Origin of the sequence: Salegentibacter sp. 24, from assembly GCF_004362395.1 — a bacterium.
In the GTDB taxonomy this organism is placed as follows: Bacteria; Bacteroidota; Bacteroidia; order Flavobacteriales; family Flavobacteriaceae; genus Salegentibacter.
On sequence record NZ_SNWE01000005.1, the window covers coordinates 177,033 to 193,070 of the forward strand.

Here is a 16,038-nt window from a genome sequence, read left to right on the forward strand (position 1 = left end):
CTACGATGCTTTGGACTTTTTCTTTTTGTCAAGACTTGCCTTTAATTTCGCCATAAGGTCTTTTGCCTGGGTAGGTTCGTCCTTAAACTTTTGGGGCTTAGGTTTCTTGCCCGTACTTTTAGACTCGATAATTTTCATTAACTGATCATTGTATACATCCTTGAATTTATCTGGTTCAAATTCCGTAGTGTACTGCTCAATTAGCGAAATTGCCATATCAACTTCTTTTTTAGCCACTTTGGTTGTTGGTAACTTCAGGTCTTTAACTTCCCTTATTTCATTAGCGAATCTAATCACGTGAAGGACCAGGGCTTTGTCATAAACCCCAACCAGGCTTAGATGTTCCTTTTGTCGCATGACAAAAGTAGCCACCCCTAGTTTTCCAGTTTTTTTAAGAGCGTCGCGAAGCAAGTTATAGGATTTACTCCCTTCTTTCTGAGGTTCCAAAAAATAAGGTTTTTTATAAAGAACCTCGGCAACATCATCTTCAGCCACAAACTCCTCAATATCTATCGTTTTACTTTTTTTAAGATTGGCATTTTCGAAATCTTCCTTTTCCAATACGATATAATCTTCGTTTTTTTTATAACCTTTCACGATATCTTTCCATTCTACCTCCTTTCCGGTATCTTCATTGACACGTTTATATCGTATACGGGCATTGTCGTTTCTGTCCAGCATATCAAGGTCGAGTTTTCTGTCCTCAGATGCCGAATATAATTTTACCGGTATTGAAACCAGTCCGAAGCTTATCGAGCCATTCCAGATAGACCTCATTCTAGTGATTTCTAAGAGCTTTAATTAACTCGTCCTTGGTCATGTCACTTCTACCTTCAATCCCGACCTCCTGGGCTTTCTTGTAGAGTTCTTCCTTAGTACGTTCTTCATATTTATCAGCCTTCCCTCCTTTTTCTCCGGAGTCGGAATCGTTTGCTATCCTCGCGGCTTTAGACTTGCTCATCCCTTTTTCGCGAAGTTCTTCATACTGTTCATCATTCTTAATTGATGGTCCGTGATCTTTAGCCATAATATGAGATTTTGATTAATATAAAATTTCCAATTAAAATTAAAGGAATTATAACGGAAGCTTAGTTGTAGCTATGTTAAAATTAGATTGTCCGTTCCATATCAAAACTTTAAGGAATAAACAACAAAGCTTTACCACTCATTTAACTTGTTTTAAAGCACTTAGCTTATACTTTTATCAAACAATTTTAACCATTAAGTATTTAATTATGAAAAAATTAGAAGATTTATTCGAACACCAGTTAAAGGATCTTTACAGCGCCGAAAGTCAACTTATAAAAGCTTTACCAAAGATGGCTAAGGCTGCCAATGACAGCAAATTAAAAAAAGCATTTGAGGACCATTTAGAAGAAACCAAGGAACAAAAAAAACGCCTGGAAGATATTAGTAAAGATCTAGGTTTTAAACCAACCGGCGAAGAATGCAAAGCGATGAAAGGCCTTATTGAAGAAGCCGAAGCTTTCCTAAAAGAAGATGCTGATGACAAGGTAAGGGATGCAGGAATTATTGCAGACGCACAGCGTGTTGAACATTACGAAATCTCTGCTTATGGCACTTTAGTACGATATGCCAAAGAACTGGGACATAAAGATGTAGCGACCAAGTTACAAAAAACACTGGACGAAGAATACACAGCCGACCAGGACCTCAATAAACTCGCTGAAAAACGAGTAAATAAAAAAGCCAAATAAAATTTATAAAAAAAGCCCGGTTTACAAGAGATTGCCGGGCTTTTTAATTTAAACTGAAAATTTATCAGGCTTTATCTTTTAAGTTCTGCACCTGATTTTCTACTTCAGCCTTTGTGCCGGTAAAGGTTTTTTGCTGAATTTTCGTTTCACCATTTGTTGTATTAGTAGTAATTATCTTTACTCTTGCAATGGTTTTATTCCCCCGTGAAGTCATATTCACCTGAATTTCTTCTGAAAGATCTACAGTGGCCACCTCAGCATTTATGTGTTGTTCTAATTCAGTGGAAGCTTCATCGTTTGGGACGCTGGTGTCGGTATGGCCTCCTAAAATTGGCGCTATTACCAGGCCAATTAAACAGGTTAGTTTAATTAATATATTCATCGAAGGCCCTGAGGTATCTTTAAATGGATCTCCTACCGTATCTCCGGTTACAGCCGCCTTATGAGCCTCTGAACCTTTATAGGTCATTTCCCCGTTAATCATTACCCCGGCTTCAAAAGACTTTTTAGCATTGTCCCAGGCACCGCCAGCATTATTCTGAAAGATTGCCCAAAGTACACCGCTTACCGTAACACCGGCCATATATCCCCCAAGCATTTCAGCAATTAAAACATTTTCATAACCAAAAAGCATTGGAAGAAGTGTGATAGCAATAGGAAAACCAATAGTCAAAACCCCGGGAAGCAACATTTCTTTTAAGGCTGCTTCGGTGGAAATTGCAACGCATTTATCATATTCCGGTTTTGCGGTTCCTTCCATAATGCCGGGAATACTTCTAAATTGCCGTCTTACTTCCTCAACCATTTTCATCGCTGCCTTTCCTACAGATTTCATAGCCAAAGCTGAAAAGACCACAGGGACCATGCCACCGATAAAGAGCATTGCCAGAACTGGAGCTTTAAAAATATTAATACCATCAATTCCGGTAAAAGTCACATAAGCTGCAAAAAGGGCAAGAGAGGTAAGGGCTGCAGAGGCGATTGCAAAACCTTTTCCGGTAGCTGCAGTAGTATTTCCAACGGAATCAAGTATATCTGTACGTTCCCTAACCTCAGCCGGAAGTTCACTCATTTCTGCGATTCCACCGGCATTATCGGCAATCGGTCCAAAAGCATCAATTGCCAACTGCATGGCAGTAGTAGCCATCATCGCTGAAGCTGCTAAAGCAACCCCATAGAATCCAGCAAAAGCATAAGAAGCCCAAATTGCCAGGGCAAATAATAAAACCGAAAGAAAGGTAGAAATCATCCCAGTAGCAAGACCGGCTATAATATTTGTACCAGCACCTGTACTGGAGTTCTGAACAATGGAAAGTACCGGTTTTTTCCCAAGCCCTGTATAATATTCGGTTACGGCAGAAATTACGCCTCCAACCACGATTCCAACCAAACAGGCATAAAACACTCTGATTGATGCGATATCTACAAACTCAAAACCTTCAGCTCCACCTATAAAAAAACCCATAGTTAGAGTTTCCTTGGGCAGCATCCAGATAACCAGAAAATAACTAGCTACGGCAACCAGTGCAATGGCTGTCCAGTTACCTATATTTAATGCTTTTTGAACTTCGGCCTCTTTAGCCGAGTTACTACTTATCTTAACTAATAGTGTACCGATTATGGAAATGATAATCCCAGCACCGGCAATAGCCATAGGCAATAAAATAGGGCCAATTCCTCCAAACCCGGAATCAACGATATTTCCACCCATATCTTCAATAATATAATTTCCTAAAACCATAGCTGCAAGGACGGTGGCAACATAACTTCCGAAGAGATCGGCTCCCATTCCGGCCACATCCCCTACATTGTCCCCCACATTATCGGCGATGGTCGCTGGATTACGCGGATCATCTTCTGGAATCCCAGCTTCTACTTTTCCCACTAAATCAGCGCCCACATCGGCGGCTTTGGTATAAATCCCTCCTCCTACACGAGCGAAAAGGGCAATCGATTCTGCACCTAATGAAAATCCGGCAAGGGTTTCCAGAACTACGGTCATTTGTGCGGTATTAGTCCACTGCCCGCCCATAAAGTAATGATAGAATAGGATAAAAAAAGCGGTTAATCCGAGCACAGCTAATCCGGCCACACCAAGCCCCATAACGGTCCCACCACCAAAGGAAACTTTTAATGCCTGTGGCAAACTAGTTCTTGCCGCCTGGGTGGTACGCACATTGGTTTGGGTAGCGATCTTCATTCCCATATTTCCTGCTAATGCAGAGAAAAAGGCTCCAAAAATAAAGGCAACGATAATAAGATAGTGGGTGGTCGGTACCACGTAGGCAATAGCTGCAAGGGCTATACTGGCTCCAACCACAAAAAAGCTAAGTAATTTATATTCTGCATTTAAAAAGGCGAGAGCCCCTTCATAAATGTGCGACGCAATATCTTTCATCTTACCGTCTCCGGCGTCCTGTTTCATGACCCAGGATCTTTTAAGCCACATATAAATAAGCCCTATAATAGCCAATATTGCAGGCATATAAATCATCATTTCTTCCATATTACTTGTTAAGTTTTAGTTAATATGGCTAATGTAGTGAAATCAATGATAATTAAAAAAGCAATAACTTTTTAAGGTTATTGCTCTTAATTTATCAAAAATACGTAGATAAAATTATGGTTGTATCCCAAAGCGATCCTTATCGCCATCATAATTATCAAAGCGTTCTATACAATCTTTGATAATTTTACGGGCTTCCTTAGCATCACCCCAACCACCAACGTCTACTTTTTTCTTTTCCAAATCTTTATAAACCTTAAAGAAATGTTCAATTTCTTTAATCATATGGCCATTTAATTCCTTTAGATCATTTAACCTATTCCAGATAGGATCAGAAACAGGCACACAAATAATTTTCTCATCGGGACCCTTTTCATCGGCCATGTGAAAGACTCCAATTGGCTTCACTTCCATTACCACCCCAGGAAAAGTTGGTTCGCTCACCAATACTAAAACATCGAGCGGATCACTGTCCAAGGCGAGCGTATTTGGAATAAAGCCGTAATCAGCTGGATACATCATTGAAGAAAAGATCATCCTGTCGTAACGGACCTTCTTCAATTCAAAATCATATTCATATTTGTTTCTACTCCCTTTTGGGATCTCTATTAATACATCAAAACTTTCTGACATTCTTCTTTTTTTTTCACATTTTAAGGGCGACAAATATAGTGAAAATCAAGATTAAATAGGCTCATTAAAAGTGAAAACCAAAGGAAGCAGTTATTGCGAAAGTTCTGGCGTTTGGAATATGCAGGTAATTACCTCTAAAATGCGCCGTTATACTCAGAAATTTAAGGATGTTTCCTACACCCACACTATATTCATAGTAAGGCTCCCTGTCTGGAGCCCGTAGTAAAATTCCTGACGCATTCATTATTTTATTTTTTTCAGAAATTCCCCCCCACACCGTTCTAAAACCTACTAACTCTCTTAAATTTAATTCACGCAGAAGTGGAATCCTGGCAAATAATCTTCCGTTGAAATTATGGTTAAAATGCGCTGAAATATAAGTATCGGTTACAAATTCATAGAAATTAAGCACAGGAAAGGAATTTTTCATAGCAAAGAAAGTTTGGTTTCCAGGCACAACATTTAAAAGTCCTAAAGGAACCTGACCAAAGGTTTTTCCCATCTCCAAACTGGCATTGGCCCTACCGAAACCTCCAATTTGTAATGGCTGGTTATAAAAAAACTGCAATTTTTTATAATTAAAATCACTGTTTAAAATATTTTTAAGACCTAAAGTATAATTTAAAAAGAAAGTCGGAAATTCATCCTCGTTCACAATATTTCGTTCTACCCCGAAGCCTGAGATCTCTCTCCCTGGTGTAAATGTAAAAATGCTGGAAATTTCGGTTTGTTTTATTTCTGAAGCAGTTTCAGTTTGAGATTCATCGGTATAATAATCTAAACTAAATGTGGGGGAGGCAGAACTTAGTTCGCGGTAAGAAGCGCCAATGCGAACATTAAAATTATACCATGGGTTAACTTCAACATTAAAAGTATTTAAATCAATATGACTCAATTTGTTATTATCACCAACGCTTACCAACCCAGAGGAGGCCAAACTACGACCCAAAACATCAGTAGTATTCGTGGTTAAACTAGCACCGAGCTGATCAATATCGCGCCTTTTTCCACCAGAAATTATTAAACGGGACCGAGCATCTAATAACCATTTTCCCGAAATACCATATTTAAATTTATGATCCTTAAATCCATAAGCTAAATAGCCCTCAATTCGCCAGGGATCGTGCTGCCCAAAATAGGTTCTACCGCCCACACGGGCTCTAAAACCTTCTACCTGATTATAATCAAATATTGTATAAACCGGACCAAAATCCCAGCCATCAAATTCTACATATCCAGATTCGGCGATAGTGGCGATATCATATACTCTTCGAAAAGCTGGTACTCTTGTTAGACTATCTAACATGACATAAATATCTTCCTCGCTCTTATTTAGCCTTTCCAGCCGATTTTCTTCCCAAAAAACCTTGTCCCGTTTATAAACCTCTGCGTTAAATCTATAAGCTCTTTTATCATAAAATCCATCAGGTTTTTCCTTATTGAATTTGTACTGATCAAAAACCTGGGTGCGCTTGGCATAAATTCCTTTTGCGTTTTCATCCTTAGTAAGGGAAAAATTTGCCTGGAAATAATCTTTGGAAATCAAAAAAATAGAATCGTTAAGGACATCGAATTCCTGTTCAATATACAGTTCATTTACCCAGTTAATATTAGCATCACGGGAAGCTTTCAAGTTAATTTTTTTTATGGCCCAGGTGGTGTCGTTCACCCAAAAATCACCCTTAAAAGTGAGTTCATTTTCACGTCTTGGATAATAAATTATATTATAACTCCATTTATTATCTATATAAGCGCTATCACTCAAAACGTAATTATAATTATCAACACCTGTGGTAGAGAGCGGACTCACGAAACTTTTGTCAAAAACCTTGATATAGTTGTCATAGACGTTGTATCGATCATAAACGTCTTTTATGGCCGCTATTAAATTTTGGTTCTGTTCAAAGCCGGAATTCTTATTACCCAGAAGGTCTACGCGCTTTTCCCCATCAACATTATCTCCATAAACCATGGAAACGGATTCGTTAATAAATACCGGCAAGTAACTTTTTCCTGAAATTCTATTGGTATCCGCATAATCGAAGATAAATTCCATCCCGTTAAAAACGGGGTTTTTCACCACGGAGCTATCTATTCCATCCAAATCAAATTCTAACTTTTCATATATTTTATACTGATATTGTCTAAAGGCAGAAATACCATTATTTCGTTTGTTTTTCCAAATTTTCCTTAGAATCGCTAAGGCCGGATTATTCCTTTTAGAAGTTTTACCCCGAACTATCCTTACGGCGTCCAAGGCAGAAGTTTCTTCCCGCAATTCAATTTCCAGGGATAGATTATTTTTTTTTGGAAGCGGAATAATTTCGGTTTTGTAACCGATAAAAGAAATTTTGAGTTCCTTATAATCCTTTTCACTTTCCAAATAAAAATCCCCGTTTTCACTAGAAGTTGTCCCTTCCTGGGAATTATTAAAAATGACAGTCACAAAAGGTAGTACCTGACCATTTTGGTCTTTTACTATACCGCTCACTTTGGTTTGTGATATTCCAATAACACTAACCATCAGAAAAAAAACCGTGAATAAAGTTGATTTATTAATCATAGACCAAAAAAAAACTTCACCGAAAAAGCATCCGATGAAGTTTCAAATTTATAAAGGTTTTCCTTTAGTCAATATACATAACCTGCTTTACTGCTTTTATTACATCGTCGCTGTTTGGCAACCATTCTTTAAGCAATACAGGAGAATAGGGCGCCGGAGTATCGGCAGTGTTTATTTTCACTATAGGTGCATCTAAATAATCAAAGGCTTTAGACTGTACCTGGTAAGTAATTTCTGTAGAAATATTTCCAAAAGGCCAGGATTCTTCAAGAATCACCAATCGGTTGGTTTTCTTAACAGACTCAATAATGGTCTCGTGATCCATCGGACGAATTGTTCTAAGATCTATGATCTCACAAGAAATATCTTCTTCAGCCAATTTATCTGCAGCCTTATAAGCTTCCTTTATAATTTTTCCGAAAGAAACAATAGTCACATCACTCCCTTCTCTTTTTATATCGGCTTTCCCAATTTCAATTACGTACTCATCTTCAGGTACTTCGCCTTTATCACCATACATTTGCTCACTTTCCATAAAGATCACGGGATCGTCATCACGAATTGCAGCTTTAAGCAAGCCTTTTGCATCGTAAGGATTGGAAGGAACAATAACTTTTAAGCCAGGACAATTTGCAAACCAGCTTTCAAAAGCTTGTGAGTGAGTAGCACCCAATTGTCCGGCAGAAGCAGTTGGTCCTCTAAAAACGATAGGGATATTAAATTGGCCACCACTCATTTGACGCATTTTGGCTGCGTTGTTTATAATCTGGTCAATTCCAACTAAAGAGAAGTTAAAGGTCATAAATTCAATGATTGGCCTGTTGCCATTCATCGCTGACCCTACACCAATTCCTGAAAACCCAAGTTCTGAAATCGGGGTATCTATTACACGATCAGGGCCAAATTCGTCCAACATGCCTTTAGAGGCTTTGTAAGCGCCATTATATTCTGCTACTTCTTCGCCCATTAAATAAATAGACTCGTCCTTTCGCATCTCTTCGCTCATCGCTTGCTGAACGGCTTCCCTAAATTGAATTGTCTTCATTATATGCTATACTATTTATATATCTTTAAAGAACAAAAATAGTAATTCAGTGAAGTTTTCCCCACTAATAATCCACAAAAATTTGAAAGTCCAATATATTGTCAAAAGAAAGCGCGTGACCAATTAATAAATAAGCAATTTCAGAGCTGATTTTTATTTTAAAATTAAAGTATTTATGAATTATTAAACAATTCAATAAATTTTAAGGAATTCAAAAACATAAAATTTACTATGCACGCATAGCTTTTTCTGAATTAAATTATGTAACTTCGTAAATGAAATCGTTATAAATTTAAAAAACTCGCTATAATGAAAATATTAGTATGTATTAGTCATGTACCTGATACTACCTCAAAAATCAATTTTACCGACGGCGATTCGAAATTCGATACCAATGGAGTGAATTTTGTAATTAACCCTAATGATGAATTTGGACTTACTCGTGCTATGTGGTTTAAAGAAAAACAAGGCGCAAGTGTAGATGTTGTAAATGTAGGTGGCCCTGAAACAGAACCAACATTACGAAAAGCACTGGCTATAGGAGCTGATAATGCTATAAGAGTTGACACTATTGCAACCGATGGTTTCCAGGTAGCTAAACAACTCGCTAAAGTTGCCAAAGAAGGGGATTATGACCTTATAATTGCTGGACGAGAATCTATAGATTACAACGGAGGAATGGTCCCTGGAATGCTTGCTGCAATTCTCGATGCTAATTTTGTAAATAATTGTATCAGTTTAGAAATAGATGGGGAGAAAGCCAAAGCTATTCGTGAAATAGACGGTGGTAAGGAAACTTTAACCGCTTCGCTCCCACTAGTAATTGGAGGGCAAAAAGGATTGGTGGAAGAAAGCGATCTTAAGATCCCTAATATGCGTGGAATTATGCAAGCACGGAAAAAGCCTTTAAATGTAGTTGCTGCAGAAGAAGTTACCCCTCAAACACAAGCTGTGAAATTTGAAAAACCAGCACCTAAGGGAGATGTAAAACTAGTGGATTCGGATAATCTTGATGAATTGATAGACTTGCTTCACAACGAAGCCAAAGCGATATAAATTAAATAAAAAGATTTCTGTTTTTATGTAAGTAAATATGGAAAGAAACACCTAATAAATTTCCGACTTGACGGAAATGACACTTAAAAATTAAAAATATGTCAGTTTTAGTATATACAGAAACCGAAGATGGCAAGTTTAAAAAAGCTGCATTTGAAGTTGCTTCCTATGCAAAGGAAGTTGCCGGTAGTGATGAAGTAGTGGCGGTAAGTTTTAATGCAACCGACACCTCTGAACTCGGACAATATGGTGTTAGCAAAGTGCTAAACATCCAAAATGATAAATTGAGTAAATTCAATGCTAAGGCTTATGCCGATGCCTTAAAACAGGCAGTAGAAAAAGAAGGAAGCAAAATGGTGGTGGTCAGCCAAAGTGCCAATAGCAAATATTTGGCTCCGCTTTTAGCTGTTCACTTAAATGCCGGTTACGCCTCTAATGTGATGGCAACTCCTGAAAGCACCGATCCTTTTACGGTTAAAAGAAGCGCTTTTACTAATAAAGCATTTAATTTCACCAAAATCACTACCGATATCAAAATAGTTGGTTTATCACAAAATGCTTTCGGTTTAAAGGAGACTCAGGGAGAAGCTACCCCTGAAGATTTTTCTCCGGAATTACAAGAAGATGATTTTTCAGTCAATGTTGAATCAGTTGATAAAGCAAAGGACAAGGTAACAATCGCAGATGCTGAAATCGTAGTCTCCGGTGGACGCGGACTAAAAGGGCCAGAGAACTGGGGTATGATTGAAGAAATGGCCGATATCCTTGGTGCTGCTACGGCTTGCTCAAAACCTGTAAGTGATATGGGCTGGAGACCGCATAGTGAACATGTTGGTCAAACAGGAAAACCAGTTGCTTCAAATCTCTATATCGCTGTGGGAATTTCAGGTGCTATTCAGCACTTAGCGGGAATTAACGCTGCCAAGACCAAAGTAGTCATTAACAATGACCCTGAAGCGCCTTTCTTTAAAGCTGCAGATTACGGTGTAGTTGGCGATGCTTTTGAGATCGTACCTAAGCTAAACGAAAAACTAAAGGAATTTAAAGAGAAAAACGCATAATTTTTATAACTTGCACCCCTTAAAAGGGCTGTCTAAATATGGTTAAAAGTCCTGATTTAGACAGCCTTTTTTAATTGATGATATATGAGTTTAGTGCGCCTTAATATAAAAGGAATTTCTTATAGCCAAACCCAAAACGGAGCCTACGCTTTAATTTTAAGCGAGGTTGATGGAGAACGAAAACTTCCCATTGTTATTGGTGCTTTTGAAGCGCAATCTATTGCGATTGCATTGGAAAAAGAGATCAAACCGCCACGCCCGTTAACACACGATCTTTTTAAAAATTTTGCCGATCGGTTTGAAATAACCGTAAAACAGGTGATTATTCATAAATTAGTAGACGGTGTTTTTTATTCAAGTCTTATTTGCGAACGCGATAAGATTGAAGAAATAATAGACGCGCGTACAAGCGATGCCATTGCTCTGGCTTTAAGGTTTGATGCTCCTATTTTTACATATAAAAATATTCTTGACAAAGCGGGGATTTTCCTAAAAGGGGATGAAGCTCAGCAACAGGAAGCGACCAAAGAACAGGAGGAAGAAATAATTTCGGAGGAATTATTACCAGATGACATCAACATAAAATCTGACGACACCAATTACAAAAAATTATCTTTAGACGAACTAAAAACTTTGCTCTCCCAGGCTGTTAACAATGAAGATTATGAGAAAGCGGCACGTATACGGGACGAAATTTCCAAACGTAAATAATGCCGCATATATGAATAAAACCTGGTTTTGCCTGATTTTAGTTCTATTTAGTGTTACCAGCACTTTTTCTCAAGACATTTCCAAAACCTGGACCTTAACCCATAAGGAAAAGGATACTGTGCAAGAAAGTTTTTCTAAGGCTAACACCCTTCATTTAGATGAAGGCTTATTTAGCATTAGTCAAGCAGAAGACACTCTGGCAAAAGGTAATTATATCTTTCAAAACAAACTACTGGTATTATTCTATAATTCTCCTGCAGACAGCATTGTAAATTATAGGGTTTCCACCCTTACAGATTCCAGTATGCTTCTCAATCGAGCTAACCGGGAATTTTCTTTTAAGGCAAACAGTTTTAATAACACCAAAGAGGTTATCCCTGCTCCAATAGCCAAAGAAATGATTCCCAGTGCGGGAATTTCTCCAAGTAGTATTGGTCGTGGTTTATTGGGAATGGTCACTTTACTTATCATTGCATTTCTATTCAGTAGTAATAGGAAAGCGATTAACTGGAAAACAATTGGAATAGGCCTTGGAGCACAATTAATCCTAGCCATCGGTGTTTTAAAAATCACCATTATTCAGAATATATTCGAATTTGTAGGTAAAATTTTCGTACTAATTCTTGATTTTACAGCCGCAGGAAGTGAGTTTTTACTCGGTGGCATGATGGATGTAGAAAGCTTTGGCTTCATTTTTCTTTTTCAGGTTTTACCAACAATTATTTTCTTTTCTGCCCTTACCTCGGTATTATTTTACCTGGGTGTTATTCAAATTATAGTAAAAGGTATGGCCTGGATCCTTACAAAATTAATGGGAATTTCAGGAGCAGAAAGTTTAAGTGTTGCCGGTAACATTTTTCTTGGGCAAACCGAAGCCCCGCTTATGATTAAAGCCTACCTGGAACGGATGACACGTTCGGAAATCCTTCTGGTTATGATCGGTGGTATGGCCACAGTGGCCGGTGGAGTTTTAGCTGCATATATTGGCTTTCTGGGCGGAGACGATCCCGCGCTTAGGCTTGAGTTCGCAAAACATCTTTTGGCCGCCTCAGTAATGGCTGCTCCGGGTGCAATTGTAGTGTCTAAGATATTATATCCACAGCAAAATGAAATCAACACCAATTTAGATGTTTCTTCTGATAAAATCGGCTCGAATATTCTCGATGCAATTGCCAATGGAACAACAGAAGGTTTAAAATTAGCCGCCAACGTAGCGGCTATGCTTCTGGTATTTATCGCATTTATTGCAATGATTAATCATATTTTAAACTGGACTGGCTCCTGGACCGGAATAAATGCATTTTTGGCAGCAAATACACCCTATTCAGGTTTCTCTCTTGAGGCTATTCTAGGTAGTATTTTCGCGCCATTAATGTGGCTTATTGGGGTTGCCAAAGAGGATATGATGTTAATGGGACAACTGTTGGGAATTAAACTTGCGGCAAGTGAATTTGTCGGTTATGTCCAATTAGCTGAGCTTAAAAATACTGCAAACGCACTTAGTCTTAGTTATGAAAAATCGGTGATAATGGCGACTTATATGCTTTGTGGATTTGCAAATTTCGCTTCAATAGGCATACAGATCGGCGGAATAGGATCCCTGGCCCCCGGACAAAGAAAAACTTTATCGGAATTTGGAATGAAGGCCCTTATCGGAGGAACCATTGCTTCCCTGCTTTCGGCTACGATTGCAGGGATGATAATTGGCTAATTTTAGAACGTTAAATTTCTATCCAAATTTTATTTAAGACACTTGTTTGCTATTTTAGCTGAAATAATTCCCTTCTATTAAACTATGAAACAATATCACGAGCTCTTACAGCATATTTTGGACCATGGAACCGATAAAGGGGATCGCACTGGTACTGGAACCAGAAGTATTTTTGGTCATCAGTTGCGATTCGATTTAAGCGAGGGGTTTCCAATGGTGACAACTAAAAAACTTCACCTCAAATCTATTATTTATGAATTGCTGTGGTTTTTAAAAGGCGATACCAATATTAGATATCTACAGGAAAACGGGGTAAGAATCTGGAATGAATGGGCAGATGAGAATGGTGACCTGGGACCTGTTTATGGTCAGCAATGGCGCAATTGGAATAACGAAGATATAGACCAGATCAAGGAAATAGTTGAAACCCTGAAAAAAAATCCAAATAGCAGAAGAATGTTAGTTTCAGCCTGGAATCCTTCGGTAATGCCGGATTCAAAAAAATCTTTTTCAGACAATGTTGCTAATGGAAAAGCTGCACTCCCCCCCTGTCACGCATTTTTTCAATTTTATGTGGCCGAGGGTAAACTTTCCCTTCAGCTTTATCAAAGAAGTGCAGATGTTTTTCTCGGCGTTCCTTTTAATATAGCTTCATACGCCTTGTTAACTATGATGATGGCCCAGGTTTGCGGTTATCAGGCAGGAGATTTCATCCACACCTTTGGGGATGTTCATATTTATAACAACCATATGGATCAGGTGAAATTGCAACTTTCCCGAAAACCAAGAGCTTTACCAAAAATGAAGATCAATCCTGAGATCAAAAATATTTTTGATTTCGACTATAAAGATTTTAACTTAGAAGATTATAATCCGCATCCAGGTATCAAAGCAAAGGTTGCGGTATAACTCAAATAATTTAATTAAAAACTTAAATTTTTATGAAGAAGTTACTTTTTATCGCATGTTTTGTAATTGGTGGTATAACAGCGGCGCAAGCTCAACAAACTTCTCCGGTTTGGCCAGGTTGTGAAGATGCCGAAGATGTAAAAGCCTGTTTTAATCAAAAACTTTCGCAACATGTAAGAGAGAATTATGAATATCCACAAACCGAAGATGGAGATTATGTTCGTGGTGAAGTGGAAATCTCTTTTACAGTTAACAAGAAAGGGGAAGTGATTGTGCAGTCTGTGAAGGGACCAGAACCAAAAGTAAACGCTGCTGCCAAAGAAATGATTGAAAAAATTCCTGATATGGAACCAGGAACTTTAGAAGGAAAGCCAGACGATCGTAATTTTACGGTTCCTTTTAAATTCTAATATAAAACTGGCCCCAAATCCTACACTATGAAAAAACTGATGTTTTGCTTCTTTCTACTTTCCTGTACTTTTACATTTGCCCAAGATGATGTGGAAGTCCAAGGAAATACGGTTACCGTGAGAGAAAAAGCACCTATATGGCCGGGCTGTGAAAGCAGTGGAAACCAAAAAAACTGTTTCGATCAAAAATTAATGGAACATGTTAAAAACAATTATAAATATCCACGAAATAAAGACGGAGAATTTGTAAGAGGAAAAGTGGTAGTAAAAATGCATATTGATGAAGAAGGGAAGACTGTGATAACCTCTGTAAAAGGAGATCAAAAACTGGTGATTGCCGCAGTAGAAAATATGTTGAATAAAATTCCTGAAATGAAACCGGGAACCCTGGCAGGCAAACCGGTAAAAATAAGTTACACCCTCCCCCTTAATTTGTAAGAGGTAAATTATACTTTAACTTGCCATTAACTACCGTTGGTTTCAGACCGAACGAAAAAATTGTAAATTTGAGTGGTACCCAAAAAAGTACCACTCTTTTTATGCTATCACAAGAACAATTACTCGAACTTTTTAATGAAACCCGGGCACATACAGAACTGATTTGCTCTTTTCTGGAAACTGAAGATTATGTGGTTCAACCCATAGAAGATGTTTCGCCACCAAAATGGCACCTCGGCCATACCACATGGTTCTTTGAAGAGTTCGTTCTAAAAACCAACCTAAAAAACTACCAGCTTTTCGATAACAATGCTGCTTATGTATTCAATAGCTATTATGAAAGTGTTGGCGATAAAGTAATTCGTACCAATCGCGGAAATTTATCCCGTCCCACAGTAGCCTGGATTTATGAATACCGAAATAATGTTTCTAAAAGGATGCAGCAATTTTTAAAAGAAAGTAAAATTTCAAAAGAACTTTGCAGTATTATAGAAATTGGTTGTCATCACGAAAAGCAACACCAAGAACTCTTATTAACCGACATTAAATATATTTTAGGAAACAACCCATTGTTCCCTGCATATAATGATCAATTTAAAGAAAATCCCATCCAGGATTTTAAGCAAGAATGGGTATCTATTTCCGAAGGAGTATACGAAGTGGGCCATCAATCAGATGATTTCTGTTATGATAACGAACAGGGTTTTCACAAGGTTTATTTAAATGACTTCCAGGTATCAAATAAATTGATAACTAATGCTGAATTTTTGGAGTTTATCGAGGACGGAGGTTATAAAGATGTTCTTCTTTGGCACGCTGAAGGTTGGGATTGGGTTAACAATAATAATATTAAAGCGCCATTTTACTGGCATAAGATAAATGGTGAATGGCACCAATATACTTTAAACGGACTCAAAAAATTAGTACCTCAAGCTCCGCTTAGCCATATATCTTATTATGAGGCTTTTGCATTTGCCCAATGGAAAGGTGTAAGGTTACCCACAGAATTTGAATGGGAAACCGCCCAGAAATATTTTAAATGGGGTAGCCGTTGGGAATGGACAGAGAGCGGCTATTCACCATACCCAAATTACTCTAAACCTGAAGGCGCACTCGGAGAATATAATGGCAAATTCATGGTAAACCAAAAAGTACTTCGGGGAGCTTCAGTAGCTACTTCACAAAACCATTCCAGAGCAACTTATCGCAACTTTTTTCATCCACATTTACGCTGGCAGTTCACTGGTTTGAGACTGGCTAAATAACCTATAAATTTA

15 protein-coding genes are annotated in these 16,038 nt (G+C 38.0%); 9 read left to right on the forward strand and 6 right to left on the reverse strand.

Features of this window, described 5'->3' with window-relative positions; genetic code table 11:
* Complete coding sequence (locus tag DET49_RS05165) at positions 1-777, reverse strand: Ku protein (RefSeq protein ID WP_133547027.1); 777 nt, start codon at positions 775-777, stop codon at positions 1-3.
* Position 778: 1 nt separating this feature from the next.
* Positions 779-1,027: a Rho termination factor N-terminal domain-containing protein gene (locus DET49_RS05170; RefSeq protein ID WP_133547028.1), complete on the reverse strand. Its 249-nt coding sequence runs from the start codon at positions 1,025-1,027 to the stop codon at positions 779-781.
* A gap of 208 nt (positions 1,028-1,235) precedes the next feature.
* On the opposite strand from DET49_RS05170, the gene DET49_RS05175 reads away from it, so the two are divergent.
* The gene (locus DET49_RS05175) at positions 1,236-1,718 is read left to right on the forward strand and encodes a ferritin-like domain-containing protein (RefSeq protein WP_133547029.1); all 483 of its coding nucleotides are present in this window, start codon (positions 1,236-1,238) and stop codon (positions 1,716-1,718) included.
* 64 nt (positions 1,719-1,782) lie between these two features.
* Here DET49_RS05175 and DET49_RS05180 read toward each other — a convergent pair whose 3' ends face one another.
* The 4 genes from DET49_RS05180 to DET49_RS05195 all read right to left on the reverse strand — a co-directional run bounded on the left by DET49_RS05180 (position 1,783) and on the right by DET49_RS05195 (position 8,465).
* On the reverse strand, positions 1,783-4,224 hold the full coding sequence (locus DET49_RS05180; protein ID WP_133547030.1) for a sodium-translocating pyrophosphatase: 2,442 nt from the start codon (positions 4,222-4,224) through the stop codon (positions 1,783-1,785).
* Between the two features lie 114 nt (positions 4,225-4,338).
* Positions 4,339-4,857, reverse strand: coding sequence for an inorganic diphosphatase (locus DET49_RS05185; RefSeq protein ID WP_133547031.1), 519 nt, complete (start codon positions 4,855-4,857; stop codon positions 4,339-4,341).
* A 64-nt stretch (positions 4,858-4,921) separates the two neighbouring features.
* A complete protein-coding gene (locus tag DET49_RS05190) occupies positions 4,922-7,420 on the reverse strand; it encodes a DUF5686 family protein (RefSeq protein ID WP_133547032.1) in 2,499 nt (832 codons plus the stop codon).
* 64 nt (positions 7,421-7,484) lie between these two features.
* Positions 7,485-8,465 carry a pyruvate dehydrogenase complex E1 component subunit beta gene (locus DET49_RS05195; RefSeq protein ID WP_133547033.1) on the reverse strand — a complete coding sequence of 327 codons (981 nt, stop codon included), beginning with the start codon at positions 8,463-8,465 and terminating at the stop codon, positions 7,485-7,487.
* 309 nt (positions 8,466-8,774) lie between these two features.
* On the opposite strand from DET49_RS05195, the gene DET49_RS05200 reads away from it, so the two are divergent.
* The 8 genes from DET49_RS05200 to egtB all read left to right on the forward strand — a co-directional run bounded on the left by DET49_RS05200 (position 8,775) and on the right by egtB (position 16,026).
* The gene (locus DET49_RS05200) at positions 8,775-9,521 is read left to right on the forward strand and encodes an electron transfer flavoprotein subunit beta/FixA family protein (protein WP_133547034.1); all 747 of its coding nucleotides are present in this window, start codon (positions 8,775-8,777) and stop codon (positions 9,519-9,521) included.
* Positions 9,522-9,619: 98 nt separating this feature from the next.
* A complete protein-coding gene (locus DET49_RS05205) occupies positions 9,620-10,582 on the forward strand; it encodes an electron transfer flavoprotein subunit alpha/FixB family protein (RefSeq protein WP_133547035.1) in 963 nt (320 codons plus the stop codon).
* An 84-nt stretch (positions 10,583-10,666) separates the two neighbouring features.
* Positions 10,667-11,293, forward strand: a complete 627-nt coding sequence (locus DET49_RS05210) for a bifunctional nuclease family protein (protein WP_133547036.1) — start codon at positions 10,667-10,669, stop codon at positions 11,291-11,293.
* 10 nt (positions 11,294-11,303) lie between these two features.
* Entirely contained in the window at positions 11,304-13,004 is a 1,701-nt protein-coding gene (locus DET49_RS05215) for a NupC/NupG family nucleoside CNT transporter (RefSeq protein WP_133547076.1), read from the forward strand.
* Positions 13,005-13,088: 84 nt separating this feature from the next.
* Entirely contained in the window at positions 13,089-13,913 is an 825-nt protein-coding gene (locus DET49_RS05220; RefSeq protein WP_133547037.1) for a thymidylate synthase, read from the forward strand.
* A gap of 32 nt (positions 13,914-13,945) precedes the next feature.
* Positions 13,946-14,323, forward strand: coding sequence for a TonB family protein (locus DET49_RS05225; protein ID WP_133547038.1), 378 nt, complete (start codon positions 13,946-13,948; stop codon positions 14,321-14,323).
* A gap of 27 nt (positions 14,324-14,350) precedes the next feature.
* Positions 14,351-14,761, forward strand: coding sequence for an energy transducer TonB (locus tag DET49_RS05230; protein WP_133547039.1), 411 nt, complete (start codon positions 14,351-14,353; stop codon positions 14,759-14,761).
* Between the two features lie 101 nt (positions 14,762-14,862).
* Positions 14,863-16,026, forward strand: coding sequence for an ergothioneine biosynthesis protein EgtB (gene egtB, locus DET49_RS05235; RefSeq protein WP_133547077.1), 1,164 nt, complete (start codon positions 14,863-14,865; stop codon positions 16,024-16,026).
* The last annotated feature ends 12 nt before the right edge of the window (positions 16,027-16,038 follow it).